This window comes from Streptomyces sp. 17_S59 (genome assembly GCF_056930295.1).
Window position 1 is genome coordinate 2,820,799 of sequence record NZ_JBXOWD010000001.1, and the last position, 19,470, is coordinate 2,840,268.

At 73.4% G+C, this 19,470-nt stretch carries 17 protein-coding genes; 5 read left to right on the forward strand and 12 right to left on the reverse strand.

The genetic code is table 11. From position 1 onward, the window contains the following. Window positions 1–102: 102 nt before the first annotated feature. From AC1Z4A_RS12375 to AC1Z4A_RS12430, 12 genes are all read right to left on the reverse strand, one after another. Entirely contained in the window at window positions 103–1,908 is a 1,806-nt protein-coding gene (locus tag AC1Z4A_RS12375) for an ABC-F family ATP-binding cassette domain-containing protein (RefSeq protein ID WP_483678217.1), read from the reverse strand. 364 nt (window positions 1,909–2,272) lie between these two features. After that, window positions 2,273–3,193, reverse strand: coding sequence for a 4-(cytidine 5'-diphospho)-2-C-methyl-D-erythritol kinase (locus AC1Z4A_RS12380; protein WP_483678219.1), 921 nt, complete (start codon window positions 3,191–3,193; stop codon window positions 2,273–2,275). Continuing rightward, window positions 3,190–4,071: a 16S rRNA (adenine(1518)-N(6)/adenine(1519)-N(6))-dimethyltransferase RsmA gene (gene rsmA, locus AC1Z4A_RS12385; protein ID WP_483678221.1), complete on the reverse strand. Its 882-nt coding sequence runs from the start codon at window positions 4,069–4,071 to the stop codon at window positions 3,190–3,192. The genes AC1Z4A_RS12380 and rsmA overlap by 4 nt, the downstream gene beginning before the upstream one ends. Then, complete coding sequence (locus AC1Z4A_RS12390) at window positions 4,068–5,645, reverse strand: ubiquitin-like domain-containing protein (protein WP_483678224.1); 1,578 nt, start codon at window positions 5,643–5,645, stop codon at window positions 4,068–4,070. The genes rsmA and AC1Z4A_RS12390 overlap by 4 nt, the downstream gene beginning before the upstream one ends. Before the next feature lie 94 nt (window positions 5,646–5,739). Next, complete coding sequence (locus tag AC1Z4A_RS12395) at window positions 5,740–6,660, reverse strand: TatD family hydrolase (protein WP_483678225.1); 921 nt, start codon at window positions 6,658–6,660, stop codon at window positions 5,740–5,742. A 33-nt stretch (window positions 6,661–6,693) separates the two neighbouring features. After that, window positions 6,694–7,143 (reverse strand): hypothetical protein, encoded by a 450-nt coding sequence (locus tag AC1Z4A_RS12400; RefSeq protein ID WP_483678226.1) that lies wholly within the window; start codon window positions 7,141–7,143, stop codon window positions 6,694–6,696. 180 nt (window positions 7,144–7,323) lie between these two features. Then, window positions 7,324–8,184, reverse strand: a complete 861-nt coding sequence (rsmI, locus tag AC1Z4A_RS12405) for a 16S rRNA (cytidine(1402)-2'-O)-methyltransferase (RefSeq protein WP_483678228.1) — start codon at window positions 8,182–8,184, stop codon at window positions 7,324–7,326. Between the two features lie 69 nt (window positions 8,185–8,253). Next, window positions 8,254–8,721, reverse strand: coding sequence for a DUF6299 family protein (locus tag AC1Z4A_RS12410; protein ID WP_483678230.1), 468 nt, complete (start codon window positions 8,719–8,721; stop codon window positions 8,254–8,256). A 63-nt stretch (window positions 8,722–8,784) separates the two neighbouring features. Continuing rightward, a complete protein-coding gene (locus tag AC1Z4A_RS12415) occupies window positions 8,785–9,636 on the reverse strand; it encodes an EamA family transporter (protein ID WP_483678232.1) in 852 nt (283 codons plus the stop codon). A 154-nt stretch (window positions 9,637–9,790) separates the two neighbouring features. Next, window positions 9,791–11,407 carry a penicillin-binding transpeptidase domain-containing protein gene (locus AC1Z4A_RS12420; RefSeq protein ID WP_483678233.1) on the reverse strand — a complete coding sequence of 539 codons (1,617 nt, stop codon included), beginning with the start codon at window positions 11,405–11,407 and terminating at the stop codon, window positions 9,791–9,793. A 134-nt stretch (window positions 11,408–11,541) separates the two neighbouring features. Then, window positions 11,542–13,305, reverse strand: coding sequence for a dolichyl-phosphate-mannose--protein mannosyltransferase (locus AC1Z4A_RS12425; protein WP_483678234.1), 1,764 nt, complete (start codon window positions 13,303–13,305; stop codon window positions 11,542–11,544). 78 nt (window positions 13,306–13,383) lie between these two features. Beyond that, window positions 13,384–14,496 carry an HNH endonuclease family protein gene (locus AC1Z4A_RS12430; protein ID WP_483678235.1) on the reverse strand — a complete coding sequence of 371 codons (1,113 nt, stop codon included), beginning with the start codon at window positions 14,494–14,496 and terminating at the stop codon, window positions 13,384–13,386. A 245-nt stretch (window positions 14,497–14,741) separates the two neighbouring features. Between AC1Z4A_RS12430 and AC1Z4A_RS12435 the strand changes: the two genes are divergently transcribed. From AC1Z4A_RS12435 to AC1Z4A_RS12455, 5 genes are all read left to right on the forward strand, one after another. Then, window positions 14,742–15,791: an energy-coupling factor ABC transporter permease gene (locus AC1Z4A_RS12435; RefSeq protein WP_483678236.1), complete on the forward strand. Its 1,050-nt coding sequence runs from the start codon at window positions 14,742–14,744 to the stop codon at window positions 15,789–15,791. A gap of 1 nt (window position 15,792) precedes the next feature. Beyond that, window positions 15,793–16,557: a cobalt ECF transporter T component CbiQ gene (gene cbiQ / locus AC1Z4A_RS12440; protein WP_483678238.1), complete on the forward strand. Its 765-nt coding sequence runs from the start codon at window positions 15,793–15,795 to the stop codon at window positions 16,555–16,557. 77 nt (window positions 16,558–16,634) lie between these two features. Next, window positions 16,635–17,387, forward strand: coding sequence for an energy-coupling factor ABC transporter ATP-binding protein (locus AC1Z4A_RS12445; RefSeq protein WP_483683573.1), 753 nt, complete (start codon window positions 16,635–16,637; stop codon window positions 17,385–17,387). 84 nt (window positions 17,388–17,471) lie between these two features. Then, window positions 17,472–18,647 (forward strand): serine hydrolase domain-containing protein, encoded by a 1,176-nt coding sequence (locus tag AC1Z4A_RS12450; protein ID WP_483678241.1) that lies wholly within the window; start codon window positions 17,472–17,474, stop codon window positions 18,645–18,647. Between the two features lie 10 nt (window positions 18,648–18,657). Then, window positions 18,658–19,452, forward strand: a complete 795-nt coding sequence (locus tag AC1Z4A_RS12455; RefSeq protein WP_483678245.1) for an SDR family NAD(P)-dependent oxidoreductase — start codon at window positions 18,658–18,660, stop codon at window positions 19,450–19,452. Window positions 19,453–19,470 lie beyond the last annotated feature (18 nt).

Here is a 19,470-nt window from a genome sequence, read left to right on the forward strand (position 1 = left end):
GTTCCGACGGCCCACGGGCCGATCTCAGGACGTATCCACCACCTGAGACCGGCCCGTGACGAGACTGTTGCGCCGCATTACGCCCCCAGGGGGTCCGTACGGTCAGGCGTCCTCGGCCAGTTCGAGCCAGCGCATCTCCAGCTCGTCGCGCTCGCCCGCCAGTTCCCGCAGCTCGGCGTCGAGCTTGGCGACGGCCTCGAAGTCCGTGGCCTGCCCGGCGATCCGCTCGTGGAGCTTGGCCTCCTGCTCGCTGATGCGGTCCAGGCGGCGCTCGATCTTCTGGAGTTCCTTCTTCGCCGCGCGGGCGTCCGCGGCCGGCTTGGCCTTCACGGCGGCCGGGGCGGGGGCGGCGGCGACGGGCGCGGCGGCCTCGATCACCTTCTGGCGGCGCTCCAGGTACTCGTCCAGGCCGCGCGGCAGCATCCGCAGGAAGCGGTCGCCGAGCAGCGCGAACACCCGGTCCGTGGTGCGCTCGACGAAGTACCGGTCGTGGCTGATGACGACCATCGAGCCGGGCCAGCCGTCGAGCAGGTCCTCCAGCTGAGTGAGCGTCTCGATGTCGAGGTCGTTCGTCGGCTCGTCCAGGAAGAGGACGTTGGGCTCGTCCATCAGCAGCCGCAGGAGCTGGAGCCGGCGCCGCTCACCGCCGGAGAGGTCGCCGACGGGCGTCCACTGCTTCTCCTTGGTGAAGCCGAACTTCTCGCACAGCTGCCCCGCCGTCATCTCCCGGCCCTTGCCCAGGTCCACCCGGTCGCGCACCTGCTGCACGGCCTCCAGGACCCGCTTGGCGGGGTCGAGTTCGGCGACCTCCTGCGAGAGGTAGGCCAGCTTGACGGTCTTGCCGACCACGACCTTGCCCGCCGCGGGCTGCTTGTCGCCCTGCGAGCGGGCCGCCTCGGCGAGCGTGCGCAGCAGCGAGGTCTTGCCCGCGCCGTTGACGCCGACGAGGCCGATCCGGTCGCCCGGGCCCAACTGCCAGGTCAGGTGCTCGATCAGGGTCTTGGGACCGGCCTGGACGGTGACGTTCTCCAGGTCGAAGACGGTCTTGCCGAGCCGGGAGCCGGCGAACTTCATCAGCTCGGCGCTGTCGCGCGGCGGCGGCACGTCGGCGATCAGCTCGTTGGCGGCCTCGATACGGAACCGCGGCTTACTGGTGCGGGCGGGGGCGCCGCGGCGCAGCCAGGCCAGCTCCTTGCGGACCAGGTTCTGCCGCTTGGCCTCCTCGGAGGCGGCGATGCGCTCGCGCTCGGCGCGTGCGAAGACGTAGTCGCTGTAGCCGCCCTCGTACTCGTGGACCGCGCCGCGCTGCACGTCCCACATGCGGGTGCAGACCTGGTCCAGGAACCACCGGTCGTGCGTGACGCACACCAGCGCCGAGCGGCGGGCCCGCAGGTGGCCGGCCAGCCAGGAGATGCCCTCGACGTCGAGGTGGTTGGTGGGCTCGTCGAGGACGACGAGGTCCTGCTCGGCGATCAGCAGCTTGGCGAGGGCGATCCGGCGGCGCTCGCCACCCGAGAGCGGGCCGATCACGGTGTCCAGGCCCTGCGGGAAGGCCGGCAGGTCGAGCCCGCCGAACAGCCCGGTCAGCACGTCGCGGATCTTGGCGTTGCCCGCCCACTCGTGGTCGGCCATGTCGCCGAGGACCTCGTGCCGCACGGTCGCGGCCGGGTCCAGGGAGTCGTGCTGGGTGAGCACGCCGAGGCGCAGGTGACCGGCGTGGGTCACGCGGCCCTTGTCGGCCTCCTCCAGCTTGGCGAGGATGCGGATGAGGGTGGTCTTGCCGTCGCCGTTGCGGCCGACGACGCCGATCCGGTCGCCCTCGTTGACGCCGAGGGAGATGCCGTCGAGGAGGGTACGGGTGCCGTACACCTTGTCGACGGCTTCCAGGTTGACCAGGTTGGCTGCCATTCCGCTCCTTGCTCGGTGGGGTCCTCTCCAGGATCCCACGCCGGTGGGAGGCGGGGCGGGGAGGGTTTCTTTCCCCAATCCCGCCCCTTCCCGCTGTATCCGATATGCGGCTCCGCCGCAGGGCGGGGGCTCCGCCCCCGGACCCCCGGTCCTCAAACTCCCCCAGCTACCTCCCCCAGCTACCGCTGGGGGTGCCCCCAGGAGGTGCCCCCAGACGGGCTGAAATTCAGCCCGTCCGGCGTTTGAGGCTGCGCTCTATTTGCGGCTCCGCCGCGTGGCGCGCGAAGCGCGGTCCCGGGGTCTGGGGCGCAGCCCCAGTTCGGGAAGGGGCGGGGTGGGGAAAGAACCGCCGGAGGCACCCCCCTCAGAGCACCGTCGCCCCCGGCACCGGCCCCGACGCCACCCGCACCACCCGGCACGTGCCGGAAGCCGCCAGCGCGTCGGCCGTCTTCTCGGCTTCCGCCGGGCCCGCGACCAGGAACGCCGTCGTCGGCCCGGACCCCGAGACCATCGCGGCCAGTGCCCCGGCCTCCGTCCCCGCCGCCAGCGTCGCGGCCAGCGACGGCCGCAGGGAGACGGCCGCGGCCTGGAGGTCGTTGGAGACGGCCGCGGCCAGGGCCGCCGCGTCGCCCGTGCGCAGCGCGTCCAGCAGGGCCGCCGAGGCCTCCGGCGAGGGGACGTCCGCCGCCCCCGCCCCCGTACCGGACACGACCCGCAGGCGGTCGCACTCCGCGTACACGGCGGGCGTGGACAGCCCGCCGTCGGCGACGGCGAACACCCAGTGGAAGGTGCCCCCGACCTCGAGCGGGGTCAGCAGCTCGCCACGGCCCCGCCCCAGCGCGGCCCCGCCGACCAGGCTGAACGGCACATCGCTGCCCAGCTCGGCGCAGATCTCCAGCAGTTCCTCACGCGGGGCGCCCGTGCCCCAGAGGGCGTCGCAGGCGAGCAGGGCGCCGGCCCCGTCGGCGCTGCCGCCCGCCATGCCGCCGGCGACGGGGATGTCCTTGTCGATGTGGATGTGGACGTTCGCGTCCCGCCCGTACCGCGCCGCGAGGGCGAGCGCGGCGCGGGCCGCGAGGTTGCTGCGGTCCAGGGGCACCTGGGCGGCGTCCGGCCCGGAGCAGGTGACGGTCAGCCCGTCCGCGGGGCGGACCGTGACCTCGTCGTACAGGCCGACCGCGAGGAAGACGTTGGCCAGGTCGTGGAAGCCGTCGGGCCGCAATCCACCTACGGCCAGCTGGACGTTGACCTTCGCGGGGACGCGGACGGTGACGGAACCGGTCACTGGGCGGCGCCCTTCTGCTCGGCGATCGCGGCGAACTCGTGCACGGTCAGCGACTCGCCGCGGGCCTGCGGGGAGATGCCCGCCGCGACCAGGGCGGCCTCGGCCGCCGCCGCGGACCCCGCCCAGCCGGCGAGCGCGGCGCGCAGCGTCTTGCGGCGCTGGGCGAAGGCGGCGTCGACGACGGCGAAGACCTCGGCCTTGGTGGCCGTCGTCTCGATCGGCTCCGTCCGCCGGACCAGGGAGACCAGGCCCGAGTCGACGTTGGGCGCGGGCCAGAAGACGTTGCGGCCGATGGCCCCGGCCCGCTTGACCTCGGCGTACCAGTTGGCCTTGACCGAGGGCACGCCGTAGACCTTGTTGCCGGGCTGCGCGGCGAGCCGGTCGGCGACCTCGGCCTGGACCATGACCAGGGTGCGCTCGATGCTGGGGAAGCGGTCCAGCATGTGCAGCAGCACGGGCACGGCGACGTTGTAGGGCAGGTTCGCGACCAGCGCGGTGGGCGCCGGGCCGGGCAGCTCCTGCACGTGCATGGCGTCGCTGTGCACCAGCGCGAAGCGGTCGGCGCGGCCGGGCAGCCGCTTGGCGATGGTCGAGGGCAGGGCGGCGGCCAGGACGTCGTCGATCTCGACGGCGGTGACCCGGTCGGCCGCCTCCAGCAGGGCGAGGGTCAGCGACCCCAGCCCTGGTCCGACCTCGACGACCACGTCGTCGGGCCGCACCTCGGCGGTCCGCACGATGCGCCGGACCGTGTTGGCGTCGATCACGAAGTTCTGGCCGCGCTGCTTGGTGGGGCGGACCCCGAGGGCGGCGGCCAGTTCGCGGATGTCGGCCGGGCCGAGCAGGGCGCCGGACTCGTCTGTGCTGGGGCTGGAGCTCACCCGTGAAGTTTACGGCCGCACACGGGCCACGGGCTCGCCCCCCGGCTGATGTACAGCTTCTTGGCCCGGAAGGTCTGCTCGGCGGACGAGGCGTCCTGGGGGCGGCCGCCACCGCCCAGGGAGTGCCAGGTGCGGGTGTCGAACTGGTACAGCCCGCCGTAGGTGCCGGAGGGGTCGACGGCGTCGGGCCGCCCGCCCGCCTCGCACTGGGCGAGGCTCTCCCAGTTGAGGCCCTCGGCGCCCTGCACGGTGGTGGGGCGGGGCTTGGTGCCCACCCTGATGATCTCGGTGCGGGGCTGCTTGACGACCTCTGAGGAGATCTTCCGGGGCTTCTGCTTGACGCCGTTGACGGTCCGCAGCGCGTAGGTGACCCGCTGGACGCCCTTCTCACCGCGCTGGGCGACGACCTCGGTGCCCTTGTAGAGGGTGGGGTCGTCGTGCCGCTCGGTGGCGTAGTCGATGGGCTCCTCCCGGACCTCCTCGTCGGCGGTGATCCGCATGATGGAGATCGTCTGGCCCTCGCGGGGGAAGCTGTCGGGGTCGACCGAGGTGGTGTCCTGGCCGCGCAGGCTGATGCCGGCCTGGTCGAGGGCCTCGCGGACGGTGGCGGCGTTGGTGCGGATGGTGCGCTCGCGCCCGTCGGCCATGAAGGTGATGCTGCGCTCGGTGCGCACGTCCAGGTCGAGGCCCCTGCGGCCGATGGACTCGGAGCGGGAGGCGGAGAGGTAGGCGCCCTCGGCGCGCACGCCGAGCTGGCGCAGGGCACCGTCGACGGTGCGGGCCGTCGTCCACACCTGGCGGCGCTCCCCGTCGAGGGTGAGGGTGACGGGGCGCCCGTAGCGGACGATCACCCGGTCGCCGGAGGCCAGGTCGTGCCGGGGGCCGGGGGCCACGATGTCGTGCTCGCCCACGGCCATGCCCTCCTCCTCCAGCAGCTCCCGCACGTCGTCGGCGAAGGTGTGCAGGGTGCGGGGCTTGCCGTCCACGCTGAGCTGCACGGACTTGTCGCCGGCGAGGAAGGCGGAGGTGCCGCCCGCGAGGAAGGCCACGACGAGGGCCTGCGGCAGCAGGCGGCGCAGCGACTCGGCCCGCTCCCGGGGGGCGGGGCGGGCGCCCCGGGCGGCCGGGCGGACGGTGGAGCGCTTGCGGCCGCTCGCGGCGGCCGCCGCCCGGCGGGTGGCGGCGCGGCCGCCGGTCGCGGGGGCGTCCGCGGGCCCGTCGTCCGTGGACGCACCCGCACCGGCCGCCTCCGGCGCCTCGGCGCCGGGGCCGGTCACGGTCGGCAGCCCGTGGCTGCCGGGACCCGACGCCTGCCGGGGCAGCTGGGGCTGCCCGAAGGGCTCGTAGGACTCGTACGCCTCGTACAGGGCGTGCGGGGCGCCGGGATCGGCCGAGGGGTGCTGGTGGGGCTGGTGGGGCGCAGACGGCTCGTAGGACTCATAGGTCTCGTACGGCTCGTGGAGCGCGTACGACTCGGGCGACCCGTACGGATCGCGGGGCGCGTACGGGTCGTACGACGGTGCTCCCGTCGCGGCGCGGGGTGCAGCGTGCTGGCTGCCCGGTGCATGACTCACGACACTCCACTGGTCCGGCTAGGTGCGGGACTGTAGCGGAGCGGCGGTCACCCTCCAAAGTCGGATCGTCACACGGTGTCGCGTTATCCGGGCGTCAGTACCCGAAGGCGCGTGCGGTATTCGCGGCTACCGCCGTGGCCAGAGCGTCCTCGTCGATGCCGCGCACTCCGGCCATCGCCCGCAAAGTGACCGGAATGAGGTAGGGCGCGTTGGGCCGTCCGCGATACGGGGCGGGCGTCAGGAAGGGCGCGTCGGTCTCGACGAGGATCCGGTCGAGGGGGGCGACGGCGAGGGCGTCGCGCAGGTGCTGGGCGTTCTTGAAGGTGACGTTTCCGGCGAACGACATGTAGTAGCCCGCGTCGGCGCAGACCTTGGCCATGTCGGCGTCGCCGGAGTAGCAGTGGAAGACGACCGTCTCGGGCGCGCCCTCCTCGGCCAGCACCCGCAGCACGTCGTCGTGGGCGTCGCGGTCGTGGATGACCAGCGCCTTGCCGTGCCGCTTGGCGATGTCGATGTGACGCCGGAAGGACCGCTCCTGGGCGGCCGTGCCCTCGGGGCCGGTGCGGAAGAAGTCCAGGCCGGTCTCGCCGACGCCGCGGACCTGCGGCAGGCCCGCGAGCCGGTCGATCTCGTCGAGGGCGGCGTCGAGGGCGGCGTCGCCGCCCGGCTCGCGGACGCCTTGCCGGGACCAGCCGTCGGGGTCGCCGAAGACGATGCGGGGGGCCTCGTTCGGGTGCAGGGCCACGGTGGCCCAGACGGCCTCGTGCGCTGCCGCGGTCTCCGCCGCCCAGCGGGACCCGGCCAGGTCGCAGCCCACCTGGACGACGGTCGTGACGCCCACGGACGCCGCCTTGGCCAGGATGTCCTCCACTGGACCGGACTGCATGTCCAGATGGGTGTGGGAATCGGCCACGGGCACTGCCAGCGGGGCCGGGAGCGGCGGAGGGGCGTCCTTGTGGTCGTCCTTCTTCCGCCCGCCGCCGGCCGGGCCGCTGTTCGATGCTGTTGCCGCCATGGGCGCGATTCTAGAGATCGCGTGCCGCGGGGCTCACTTCCGGTGGAAGGGCCTGAGCAGGTCCGCGAGGTGCCAGTGGTGGTGCCGGGCCTCGTGCTCCTCGTGCGGGCCGCCGTTCTGCAGGGGTCCCGCCGTGGCCTGGGGCACGATCGAGTTCCCGTGCAGGTGCAGGGCGTCCGCGATCACGGACACCTGGCCCGAGCGCATGATGCGCACCACGTGCTCACCGCAGTTCGAGCAGGTCGGGCGCGTCAGTGGGGACGGCACGCGCTCGCCGTCCGTGTAGTAGGTCACGAAGGGCTGACCCTTCGCGTCCACATGGTGCCGTATTTCGTACGACTGCTCCCAGCCGTGCCCGCACCGCATGCATGCGAAGGAGTAGGACTCGTGGGCCGTTTCGAAGGCCGCCGCGTTCTGTTCGGTGACAGTACGCGTCAGCCTTTCGGGCTGGACACCGCTCGTGGTTCCCGCGGTCTCGCTCATGGCAGCTCCTCTTGCCCGTTGGACAAGTGTCTCCGGGACCGGACGTCCCACAACCAGGGAACGCCCATCTCGGCGATGGCGCAGCAGCCTGACCCGCTAATTGGGACAAACTTGGCGGCTTCATGCCCGAAGGCACCGGCTGCCAGGCCCAAGCTTTGCTTTTCAGGTTAGCCCTTTACCTTATGGTGAGACCTGCTGTGCGGCATTTTTTGCCGCTACGACCGCATCGAACACGTCGCGCTTGGGTAGGCCTGTTTCGGCCGCCACGGCTGCAATGGCTTCCTTGCGCCGCTCCCCCGTGTCCTCCCTGATCTTGACGCGGCGGACCAGCTCGGCGGCGTCCAGCTCCTCCGGGCCGCGCTCGGGAGCGCCCTCGACGACGATCGTGATCTCGCCGCGCACCCCCTCGGCGGCCCAGGCGGCCAGCTCCTTCAGGGGGCCGCGCCGGACCTCCTCGTACGTCTTGGTCAGCTCCCGGCAGACCGCGGCGCGGCGGTCGGCGCCGAACACCTCGGCCATGGCCGCGAGCGTGTCGTCAAGGCGGTGCGGGGCCTCGAAGTAGACCAGGGTGCGTCGTTCTTCGGCCACTTCGCGGAGCCGGCCGAGGCGCTCGCCCGCCTTGCGCGGCAGGAAGCCCTCGAAGCAGAACCGGTCGACCGGCAGCCCCGACACGGCCAGCGCGGTGAGCACCGCCGAGGGGCCCGGCACGGCCGTGACCCTGACCCCGCGCTCGACGGCGGCGGCCACCAGCCGGTACCCGGGGTCGGACACGGACGGCATGCCGGCGTCCGTCACCAGCAGCACCCGTGCCCCGCCGACCAGGGCCTCGACCAGCTCGGGCGTCCGGGCCGACTCGTTGGCCTCGAAGTACGAGACCACCCGCCCGGTGGTGTGCACCCCCAGGGCCTGGGTCAGCCGGCGCAGCCGGCGGGTGTCCTCGGCCGCGATCACCTCGGCGGCGGCCAGCTCGGCGGCGAGCCGCGGGGGTGCGTCGGCGACGTCACCGATGGGGGTTCCTGCGAGTACGAGCGTTCCAGTCACGCTTCCATCCTCGCAGGGCGGGGCGGGAGGCGGATTCCCGGCCGTCCCCGGCCCGTCCCCCGTCCGGGACTACGGGCCTGCCACGAGCGTGATTTCCGTCCAGTCCGCGACCGCCAGAAAACGCGGAATCGGAATCCCGCTCTTGTCCTTCCGGAACTGCATCAGTGTCCCGTCCGCCCGCGCGGCGCCCGTTCGGATTCCGCTCCGATACAGCCGTCCCGAATTCCGCCAGCGGTGTTCCGCGCCGTCGCAGGTGGCCGTGGAACCGCCGACGCCTTCGGTGCGGACTCCCTGCCGGACATTGCTGCCGACGAAGACGACTCCGTCCGGCCTGTCGAGGGTGCAGCGATAGGTGCCGGTCAGCGTGACGGTGCCGTCCGGGGCGAGAAAGCCGGTGCGGTCGATGGCCAGCTTGTTGGCCGGCGGGGCCGGGGCGGGACCGGGGCCGGCGGCGGTTGCGGGCGCGGTCGGGGCCGCGGTCAGCACGACGGTCCCGGCGGCGGCGCCGAGGGCATCAAGGGCATGACGAATGCGCATTCGCAACGGATACCGGAATCCCGGCCGCGCGTCAGGGGACGCGCCCGCGCGGCCGCCGCGCCGTCACCCCGCGTGCAGCATCAGCCCGATCCCCAGCACCATCAGCCCCGCCGCCGCGATCCGCGGCGCCCCGAAGCGCTCCTTCATGAAGACCGCCCCGATCGCGGCGCCCACGATGATGGAGGACTCGCGCAGCGCCGCGACGGGGGCCAGCTCGGCCTTCGTCTGGGCCCACAGCACCAGCCCGTAGGCGAAGGCGGACAGCAGCCCCCCGAGCAGCCCGCGCACCGCGAACGGGCGGATCTGCGCGAGGAAGTCGCCGCGCCGGGACGCGATCGCCCAGGCCGGGATCGCCAGCCCCTCCAGGACCATCAGCCAGCCGATGTAGCCGAGCGAGGAGCCGGCCGCCCGTACGCCCAGGCCGTCGACGACCGTGTACGAGGCGATGGACAGCCCGGTGGCCCCCGCCGCGCCGATCGCGGCCCAGTCGGGACGCCGGCCCGAGCCCCGGATGCCCCACACGGCGAGGCCGACCAGGCCGGCCGAGGCGACCGCGACGCCCGCCAGCTGCCCGCCGCCGGGCAGCTCCCCGGCGAAGACCGCCGCGAGGACGGTGACGACGAGCGGCGCCGTGCCCCGGGCGATCGGGTACATCTGCCCGAAGTCGCCGAGCGCGAACGACCGCATGAGCAGGGCCTGGTAGGCGATGTGCAGCAGCACGGAGGCGAGCAGGTACGGCCACGCCCCGGCGGCGGGGGCCGGGGCGAAGGGCAGCAGCACCAGCCCGCAGGCGGCACCGCCGCCGCCCACCAGGGTGAAGGCCAGGAGCTGGTCCTTGATGCCGTGGGCGATGGCGTTCCAACTGGCGTGGGTGACGGCGGCGATGAGGACCGCGGCGGCGACCAGCGGGGTCATGCGGGGCACCCGCGCGCGGCGCGGCCCGTGGTGCCCGTGGATATGGACGCGAGGACGAGGAGGCTCATGTCCCGCGACGCTAGCGCCGGTTGCAGGGGCAACGCGATGTCGGATCCGTCACCCCGGGGAACCCGGGGTGATGCCGCCCCGGCGGTCACCGCGCCCGCAGCACCGCCGCCACGATCGGCCCGGCCGAGTCGCCGCCGTGCCCGCCCTGGGGGACGACCGCGGCGGCCGCGATGTCGTCCCGGTAGGCGGTGAACCAGCCGTTGGGCGAGGTCTGGCCGTCCATCTCGGCCGAGCCGGTCTTGGCGCCGATGTCCCCGCCGAGCCCGGACATCGCCTTGGCCCCGGTGCCGGAGACGGCCGTGAGCCGCATCATCGACCGCAGGTCCTGGGCGACGCCCGCCGGCAGCGGCCGGGCGGCCTTCGCCAGCTGCCGCCCGTCGACGGACGGGTCGACGAGGTACGGCTGGCGGAACGACCCCGTGCGCACGGTCGCGGCGACCGAGGCCATGTTGAGCGGGCTCATCTGCACCCTGCCCTGCCCGATCATCGCGGCGGCCTTGCCCGCCCCGCCGTCCGCGGGCACCCGGCCGTCGAAGGTCGCAATGCCGGTCTTCCAGTCCAGGCCGAGGCCGAAGACGTCCTGCGCCTCGGCGGCGAGCGCGCCGTCGGGGAGCTGGCCGGCGAGGGAGACGAACGCAGTGTTGCAGGAGGCCGCGAAGTCCTGGGCGAAGGTCGCGCCGGGGTTCTCGCTGTGCTCCACGTTGTGGAAGGTCATGCCGTACGTGGCGGTCTTGGGGCAGGGCAGCGGCTTGCCCGGGGTGGCCTTGCCCTGCTCCAGGAGCAGGGCCGACGTGACGATCTTCATCGTGGAGCCCGGGGCGGTCTGCCCGGAGACCGCCGGGTTGAACTCGGTCTTCTTGGCGTTGGCGATGGCGAGGATCTCGCCGGTGCTGGGCTTCACGGCCACCACGGAGGCGTCGGCGTGCCGGGCCACGGCGGCCTCGGCGGCGCGCTGGACGGCGGCGTCGATGGTGGTCCGGAGCTTGCCGGGGGTGCCCTTGGAGACCACGTACAGGGTCTTCGCGGCGGTGCCGTCGGCGCCCTGGGCGGTCACCTCCACGCCGGGCTCGCCGCCCGCCTTCTCGCCGAACCGCTTGCGCAGCTCCGGCAGGACGGCCGCGAGCGAGGGGTGGTCCCGGTCGGTCAGCTCGTTGCCGTCGCGGTCGACGGCGGTGATCTCGGGCGTCTTGGTGACGCCGGTGTGCAGGGACTGGCCCTGGGCGAGGTCCGGGTGGACGACGGAGGGCTGCCAGTCGACGAGCGGGTGGCCGTTGGTCCGGCCGCGCACGACGGCGAGCGAGGAGTCGTACGTCCAGGTGGAGCGCTGCTTGCCGAGGACGACCTCGGCGGTGACGGAGAACGGCACCCTGGCGCCCGTGGCGGGGCCCTGCTTGAAGGCCACCTTCTCGACGTGCGCCCGTTCCCGGTAACCGGTGAGCGCGGCGGTGGCGGCGGTGGCGTTGTCGGTGAGGCCCGCGGCCTTCTCGGTGTCACCCGCCGCCCACGCGGCGAGGAAGTCGCGGGCGGTCCGCTCGGTCTCGTCCGCGGTCGGCGGCCCGGTCGGCACGGCCGCGGCCTGGCTGTGCGTGCCCGAGCCGCTGTCGCCCGCGACGGCGTCCACCAGGTTGTAGAGCCCGAGCCCGGCGGCTCCTGCCAGCGCAGCGGCGACGGTCCCGGTCGCGATCTTCACACCAGTGCGCATGTTCCCCTGTCCCCCTCCCCGGTTTTAATCACCTGATTAAAACCACGGATGGCACTCTACGGGACAGGAGTGACACATGCAGAAAGTTGGCCTGAACCTGAACCTTTCGTTCCGTCGGCCGACCTGAATAAGCATCAGATCCAGGTGTCGAACCACATCCGGTTCCGCCAGGCGTCCATGGGGATCGCCTGCCCGGTGTAGATCGGGAAGAAGTAGATGAAGTTCCAGACGATGAGCAGGACGAGGGTGCCCGCGCCGACCGCGCCCACGACCCGGCGCCGCTCCGAGGACCCCCGGGGCCCGAGGACCGCCCCGATCAGCATGGCCACGGCCAGGCACAGGAAGGGCACGAAGACGACCGCGTAGAAGACGAAAATCGTCCGCTCCTGGTACAGGAACCACGGCAGGTAGCCCGCCGCGACCCCGCACAGCACCGCGCCCGCCCGCCAGTCGCGCCGGAACGCCCACCGGTAGAGCAGGTACAGCACCGCGAAGCAGGCCGCCCACCACAGCAGCGGAGTGCCCAGCGCGAGCACCTCGCGGGCGCACTTGCCCGCCGCGTCCGCCGGGCAGCCGTCCTGGCCGGGCTGCGGGGACTCGTAGAAGTACGAGACCGGGCGCGACTGGACCAGCCAGCTCCAGGGGTTGGACTGATAGGTGTGCGGCGAGGTGAGGTTGGTGTTGAACTCCCACACCTGCTGCTCGTAGTGCCACAGGCTGCGCAGCGGGTTGAGGATCCCGGCGAGGAAGCCGTCCGCGCTGTAGCCGCCCTCGGTCTCCGCCCAGTGCCGGAAGTAGCCGCTGTGCTGCCAGCCCGTCGTCTTGTCGTACGTGCCGCTGTTGACGAACCAGCCGGTCCAGGAGGCGAGGTACACGCCCAGCGCCACGGGCACGGTGGACAGGAACGCCCAGGGCACGTCGCGCCGCAGCGTCGAGAGCCACGCCCGCCGGGCGCCGGCCAGGCGCCGCGAGCCGATGTCCCACAGGACGGTCATCAGCCCGAACGCGGCGAGGAAGACGGCACCGTTCCACTTCGTGGCGACCGCGAGCCCCAGCAGCACCCCGGCGGCCAGCCGCCAGGGCCGCAGGCCCAGCCGCGTCCCGTCCCCCGCCGCGGGGTCGGGCAGGGCGGTGCCGTCCTCCCGCTCCGGCAGCCCGGCGGCGAGCCGCGCCCGCACCTTGTCGCGGTCGACGAGCAGACAGCCGAAGGCGGCCAGCACGAAGAACATCAGCACCGTGTCGAGCAGTGACGTCCGGCTCATGACGTAGTGCAGCCCGTCCACGGCGAGGAGCAGCCCCGCGACGCACCCCAGGAACGTGGACCGGAACAGCCGCCGCCCGATGCGGCACAGCATCAGCACCGACAGCGTGCCGAGCAGCGCCACCATGAAGCGCCAGCCGTAGGGCGTCAGCCCGTGCAGCCACTCGCCGATGCCGATGACCCACTTGCCGACGGGCGGGTGGACGACGTACGCGGCCGTGTCGGCGACCTCGCTGTGCCCGGCGACGATCTGGTCGTTGGCCTCCTTGGGCCAGTTGACCTCGTAGCCGTACTTCCACAGGGCCCAGGCGTCCTTGGCGTAGTACGTCTCGTCGAATATGACGGCCTTGGGGCTGCCGAGATTCCAGAACCGGATCAGCCCCGCGAACAGCGCCACCACGAGCGGCCCGGCCCACCCGGTGGACCGCGCGAGCGCCTGCGCCACGGCGGGCCGGGCCCCCATGGCCGCCCAGAGCCGGGTACCCGGCTCCGGATACGGCGGCACGAGCCGCTCGCGCACGTCCTCCTGCGCCACCCGCCCGGCGAAGCCGAACCGGCGCAGTCTGCGCTGCCAGAGGGGCGGCTGCTCGGCTGTCGTCGGGCCCGGCCGGGCTTGCGTCGCGGTGTCACTGCTCACCGCGCCATCGTAGGGAACGAGCCTGTGAGAGTCCCGGGGGCGCCGCACGGGGCCGCGCGGCGCTGCGGCCGGGGAGTGTCACTGGCCGCCGTTCCCGTGCCCGTTCCCGTCCGGTTTCCCGGGCCCGTACCTGTCCGGCCTTCCGGGCCCGTTCGCCTCCGGCTTCCCGGGCTCGCACCCGTCCAGCACGTCCTCCAGCTTCTCCTTCTCCGCCCGGGTGACGCTGAGCCCGTAGTAGTCCTTCACTGCGACCCATGCCTGGCTGTAGAAGCACTGGGCGGTCTTGTCCTTCGGCAGCCACTTGTCCGGGCCCTTGTCGCCCTTGCGGCGATTGCTCCAGGTGGACACCGCGATCAACTGCGGCGAGGCGGTCAGGTCGTTGGCGAACTCCAGGCGCTTGCGGGGCGACCAGTCGCGCGCCCCGGAGCCCCATGCGTTGCGCAGCGGGACGATGTGGTCGATGTCGACGTGCAGCGGGTCGGCCATCGTCCTGTTGTCGTACTCGCTGTGCCACTGGCCGCCGGTGACCCGGCACTTGCCGTCGAGCGTGGCCGGAACATCGGACTGGAACTTGAGGGCGATCTCACGGGTGGTGCACCTGTCGACGCCGTGCCTGGCCCAGCAGGCCGCGCCGCCGAACTGCTTGCGCTCGTAGCCCTTGTCGTTGAAGGACTCGACCCTCAGGTCGTCCAGCATGCGCACGGCGTCGTCGCGGTCGGGGAGGTTCCGCGGCCACCTCGTCGGGAGGCCGTGACCGAGGCTGCCGATGCTCGCCGTCGTGGCGGCCTGGGCCTTGTGGGTCCCGTGGGCCCTGCGGGCCTTGCGGGCCTTGTGCGCCCTGCGGGCCTTGTCCTCCGTGTCCTTCTCCGGGTCCTTCCTCGGATCCTTCTTCGGGTCTTTCTTTGCATCCTGCGGAGTCTTCGGGTCCCTGGCGGGGGTGTTCTGGGGAGGCGTGGTCTTGGGAGCCGTCGAGTACACGTCCCCCTCCTCCTCCGTCGGGCCCTCGCAGTCGGTCTCCTCGTAGTCCGCCGGCCGGTGGGCGCCGGACCGGTGCCGGACGTGGTCCGTTCCGGGCGGGGACTGGGGCTGGGCGACGCTGCCGGGGGCCGTCGCCAGCAGTCCGGCGGCAGTGAGGACGGACACGAGGATCGGCCGCCGGCACCGGCGCACGGGTATGTCCTGCGAACGCATGGGACCTCCTTCGGTGGCTCCGCCGACATGGCATGGCCGCCCTGCAGAGTTGACCGAAAAATGGACTGTATGCGGCTCTTGATATGAATTAGCCCGCTTGGCCGCAAGGGGGCGGAGACCCCGAGCAAGGGGCGCGCAGTCGCATTCCGCACGCTCTTGCGAGCTTTTCGCAGCGCCGCCCTATCATCGAGCGGTTCACGATCGAACGAACGAATTCAGCCGCGCGATTCGGAGGGAGTCCCGTCATGCATGTGCCCGACGGGTTCGTCAACGCCCCGGTGTCCCTGGCCACGGGGGCCGTCGCCGCGGCCGCCGTCGCCGTCGGCCTGCGCGGGGCGCGGCGGGAACTGGACGAGAAGACCGCGCCGCTCGCCGGGCTGGTGGCGGCCTTCATCTTCGCCGTGCAGATGCTGAACTTCCCCGTCGCGGCCGGGACGAGCGGCCATCTGCTGGGCGGGGCGCTCGCGGCGATACTCGTGGGCCCCTGCACCGGGGTCCTCTGCATCTCCGTGGTGCTGCTGATGCAGGGCGTGCTGTTCGCGGACGGCGGGCTCACCGCGCTCGGCGTGAACATCAGCGACATGGCGGTGACCACGACGGTCGTCGCCTACGCCCTCTTCCGGCTGCTGGTGAAGGTGCTGCCCCGCCGCCGCTCCTCCGTGACCGCCGCCGCCTTCGTCGCCGCGCTGCTGTCCGTACCGGCGGCGGCCTGCGCGTTCACGCTGATCTACGCGCTGGGCGGCACGACCGACGTGCCGATCGGCAAGGTCTTCACGGCGATGGTCGGCGTGCACGTCCTCATCGGCATCGGCGAGGCGGTGATCACCGCCCTGACGGTGGGCGCCGTGATCGCCGTACGGCCCGACCTGGTGCACGGCGCCCGGGGCCTGGCGAAGCCGCTGGAGCTGCGGCGGCCGGACGGCACGGTGATCGCGCCGGAGACGGTGCCGGGGGCCGCGCCGGCCGCCCCGCGCTCGACCCGGCGCATCGGCGCCGTCGGCCTGGCCGCCGCCGTCGTCCTCGCCGGCTTCGTCAGCTTCTACGCCTCCACCAGCCCCGACGGCCTGGAGAAGGTCGCCCACGACAAGGGCATCGACCGCAAGACCAAGGAGCACGCCGCCAAGGACTCCCCGCTCGCGGACTACCAGGTCGAGGACGTCTCGGACGCCCGCCTCTCGGGCGGCCTGGCCGGGGTGATCGGCGTGGGCGCGACGCTGGCCGTGGGGACGGGCGTCTTCGTGGCCGTGCGCCGCCGACGCACCCGCGCCCAGGCCGACGCCGAGGCGGCCGTCTGACATGGGTGCAGGACACGCACACCGGCTCTACCGGCACGGGCACTCGCCCGTCCATGCCCTCCCCCCGCACTGCAAGATCGCGGCCGTCTTCTGCTTCGTGCTGGCCGTGGTCTCCACGCCGCGCGAGGCGGTCTGGGCCTTCGGGCTGTACGCGCTGCTGCTGGCGGCGGTCGCGGGCGCGGCCCGGGTGCCGGCCGCCTTCCTGCTGCGGCGGCTGCTGATCGAGGTGCCGTTCGTGGCCTTCGCGCTGCTGATGCCGTTCGTGGCGCAGGGCGAGCGGGTGCACGTCCTGGGCCTGTCGCTCAGCGAGTCCGGCCTGTGGGGGGCCTGGAACATCCTGGCCAAGGGCACGCTGGGCGTCGCCGCCTCGGTGCTGCTGGCCTCGACGACCGAGCTGCGCGCGCTGCTGCTCGGGCTCCAGCGGCTGCGGATGCCCCCGCTGCTGGTCCAGATCGCGTCCTTCATGATCCGCTACGGGGACGTGATCACGGACGAGATGCGGCGCATGCGCATCGCCCGCGAGTCACGCGGCTTCACGGCGCGCGGCGTACGGCACTGGGGGGTGCTGGCCACATCCGCAGGGGCGCTGTTCATCCGCTCGTACGAGCGCGGGGAGCGCGTCCACCTGGCGATGGTCAGCCGGGGCTACGCGGGGACGATGCCCGTGATCGACGAGGTGACGGCGACGCGTGCGCAGTGGGCGTACGCGGCCGCGCTGCCGCTGGCCGCACTCGCGGTCTGCCTGACCGGATGGACCCTGACCTGATGGACGCCGACCGGATGGACCGCGACCCCATGGCCCCCGGCCCGATGGCCCCCGCCCCGATGGACGCCGACATGACGATGCCCCCGCCCTCCCTGGACGTCTCCGGGCTGGCCTTCGCCTACCCCGACGGCCACCAGGCCCTCTTCGGCGTGGACCTGACCGTGGGGCGCGGGGAGCGCGTCGCCCTGCTCGGCCCCAACGGCGCCGGGAAGACCACGCTCGTCCTCCACCTCAACGGGATCCTCGGCGGCGGCGCGGGCTCGGTGCGGGTCGCCGGGCTGCCCGTGGAGAAGCGGAACCTCGCCGAGGTCCGGCGCCGGGTCGGGATCGTCTTCCAGGACCCGGACGACCAGCTGTTCATGCCCACGGTCCGGGAGGACGTCGCCTTCGGCCCCGCGACGGCCGGGCTGCGCGGCGCGGAGCTCGCGGCGTGCGTGGACCGGGCCCTGGAGCGCGTCGGCATGTCCGGCTTCGCGGACCGTCCCCCGCACCACCTCTCCTTCGGACAGCGGCGGCGGGTGGCGGTGGCCACCGTGCTGGCCATGGAGCCCGAGATCCTCGTCCTCGACGAGCCCTCCTCCAACCTCGACCCCGCCTCCCGCCGCGAGCTGGCCGACATCCTGCGCTCCCTGGACGTGACCGTGCTGATGGTCACGCACGACCTGCCGTACGCGCTGGAGCTGTGCGAGCGGTCCGTGGTGCTCAGCGACGGCGTCATCGCGGCCGACGGCCCCACCCGGGAGCTGCTCTGCGACGACGCCCTGATGCGGGCCCACCGCCTGGAGCTGCCGTTCGGCTTCGACCCCCGGTCGGTGGCCGCGCGGGGATGACCCCCCTGGTCAGGAGCACCCACGGGCACGTTGCACCATGGTGGATGGATTTGTAGGTGCTCGGCACGGTGGGAGCGGTCAGCAGTGGTGGACGTCCAGGGCGCGGTGGCGGACGGTTTCGAACCGGTCCGGAACGCCTTCGCGGACAACTTCGCACGGCGCGGCGAGCGCGGCGCGGCCGTGGCCGTCTACCGGGACGGGCGCAAGGTCGTCGACCTGTGGGGCGGCTCCCGGGACGGCGACGGCGGTGCGGAGCCCTGGCAGCGCGGCACCGCACAGATCGTCCGCTCGGCCACCAAGGGCGTGGCCGCCGCGGTGCCGCTGCTGCTGCACCAGCGCGGGCAGGTGGACCTGGACGCGCCGGTGGGCACGTACTGGCCCGAGTTCAAGGCGAACGGCAAGGAACGGGTGCTCGTCCGGCACCTGCTGGCGCACCGCGCCGGGCTGCCCGCGCTGGACACCCCGCTCACCCCGGAGCAGGCGATCGACGGCGTGAGCGGCCCGCGGGCCATGGCCGCGCAGGCGCCCGCGTGGGAGCCGGGCACGGACCACGGCTACCACGCCCAGACCTACAGCTGGCTGCTCGGCGAGCTGGTCGGGCGCGTCACCGGGCGGTCCCTGGGCACCTGGGTGGCCGAGGAGATATCCGGGCCGCTCGGCCTGGACCTGTGGATAGGCCTGCCGGAGGCAGAGCAGGGCCGGGTGGGCCGGGTGGCCGAGGTCGCGCCGCCGGCCGCCCCGGCCTCGGGCGGGCTGCGGGTGCGCCCCAAGGCGTCGGTCGCCGACGCCTACCGCGACCCCGAGTCGCTGACCCGCCGCGCCTTCGCCGCGATCGACCCCGCCCCCGACGAGAACGCCCCCGCCTACCGGGCCGCCCAGCTGCCCGCCTCGGCGGGCATCGCCACCGCCGACGCGCTGGCCCGCTTCTACGCCTCCCTCATCGGCGTCGTGGACGGCGGCCGCCGCCTCTTCGCCCCCGCGACCCTGACCCTGGCCCGCACGGAGGAGTCGGCGGGCCCCGACCGCGTCCTGGTCGTCAACACCCGCTTCGGCCTGGGCTACATGCTCCACGGCCCGGCCTCCCCGCTGCTGGCCCCCGGCTCGTTCGGCCACCCCGGCCGCGGCGGCTCGCTGGCCTTTGCCGACCCCGAGTCGGGGATCTCCTTCGGCTACGTCACCAACGGCCTGCAGAAGAACGTGACGGCCGATCCGCGTGCCCAGGCGCTCGTCCGGGCGGTTGCGAAGTCCCTGGCGGGGTAGGGCTGGCCGCATGGCAGCGGCACGCTTCGAGGGATACGCGGCGCTGATCACGGGCGCCGGGCGCGGCATCGGCGCGGCCACGGCGCGCCGTCTGGCGTCGGAGGGCGCACAGGTGCTCGTCACCGACCTGGAGGGGGAGCGCGCGGCAAAGACCGCGGCGGCCCTGCGCACGGAGGGCCTCGCCGCCGAGTCCGTGCCGTGCGACGTCGGCGACCGGGCGGCGGTCGAGGCCGCGGTGGCCTTCGCGGCCGAGCGCTTCGGCCGACTGGACGTGCTGGTCAACAACGCGCATTCCTGCCACCCGGACCCTGCGCTGGTGGAGGACCACGAGGACGTGGCGTGGGCCCACGACCTGGACGTCACCCTGACCGGCGCCTTCCGCTGCGTACGCGCCGCGATGCCGCACCTGGCGGCCGCGGGCGGGAGGGGCGCGGTGGTGAACATCGGCTCGGTCAACGGCGAGCAGGACTTCGGCAACCACGCCTACAGCGCGGCGAAGGCGGGCCTGGCGAGCCTGACCCGCACCCTGGCCGGCCAGTGCGCACCACGGGGCGTACGGGTCAACCTGATCGCACCGGGCACGGTGCGCACGCCCAACTGGGACGGCTGGGAGGCGTCGTTGGAACGGGCGGCCGCGCACTACCCACTGGGCCGCGTGGGCCGCCCGGAGGACGTGGCGGCGGCGGTGGCGTTCCTGGCCTCGCAGGACGCGGCCTGGATCACGGGCGTCACGCTGCCGGTGGACGGCGGAATCCTGATCGCCAATGTGGGGCTGCGGGGGGCGCTGCGGCGGGGGCGGCTGTGAATCGGGCGGAGAACGGGC

Bases quoted from the DNA above. Each gene is read 5' to 3' on its own strand.
- AC1Z4A_RS12410 (WP_483678230.1), bottom strand. From the start codon at position 8,721: ATGCGCATTCGTCATGCCCTTGATGCCCTCGGCGCCGCCGCCGGGACC.
- AC1Z4A_RS12395 (WP_483678225.1), bottom strand. From the start codon at position 6,660: ATGGCGGCAACAGCATCGAACAGCGGCCCGGCCGGCGGCGGGCGGAAG.
- cbiQ (WP_483678238.1), top strand. From the start codon at position 15,793: ATGGGTGCAGGACACGCACACCGGCTCTACCGGCACGGGCACTCGCCC.
- AC1Z4A_RS12435 (WP_483678236.1), top strand. From the start codon at position 14,742: ATGCATGTGCCCGACGGGTTCGTCAACGCCCCGGTGTCCCTGGCCACG.
- AC1Z4A_RS12375 (WP_483678217.1), bottom strand. From the start codon at position 1,908: ATGGCAGCCAACCTGGTCAACCTGGAAGCCGTCGACAAGGTGTACGGC.
- AC1Z4A_RS12455 (WP_483678245.1), top strand. From the start codon at position 18,658: ATGGCAGCGGCACGCTTCGAGGGATACGCGGCGCTGATCACGGGCGCC.
- AC1Z4A_RS12420 (WP_483678233.1), bottom strand. From the start codon at position 11,407: ATGCGCACTGGTGTGAAGATCGCGACCGGGACCGTCGCCGCTGCGCTG.
- AC1Z4A_RS12400 (WP_483678226.1), bottom strand. From the start codon at position 7,143: ATGAGCGAGACCGCGGGAACCACGAGCGGTGTCCAGCCCGAAAGGCTG.
- AC1Z4A_RS12415 (WP_483678232.1), bottom strand. From the start codon at position 9,636: ATGACCCCGCTGGTCGCCGCCGCGGTCCTCATCGCCGCCGTCACCCAC.
- AC1Z4A_RS12430 (WP_483678235.1), bottom strand. From the start codon at position 14,496: ATGCGTTCGCAGGACATACCCGTGCGCCGGTGCCGGCGGCCGATCCTC.
- AC1Z4A_RS12445 (WP_483683573.1), top strand. From the start codon at position 16,635: ATGCCCCCGCCCTCCCTGGACGTCTCCGGGCTGGCCTTCGCCTACCCC.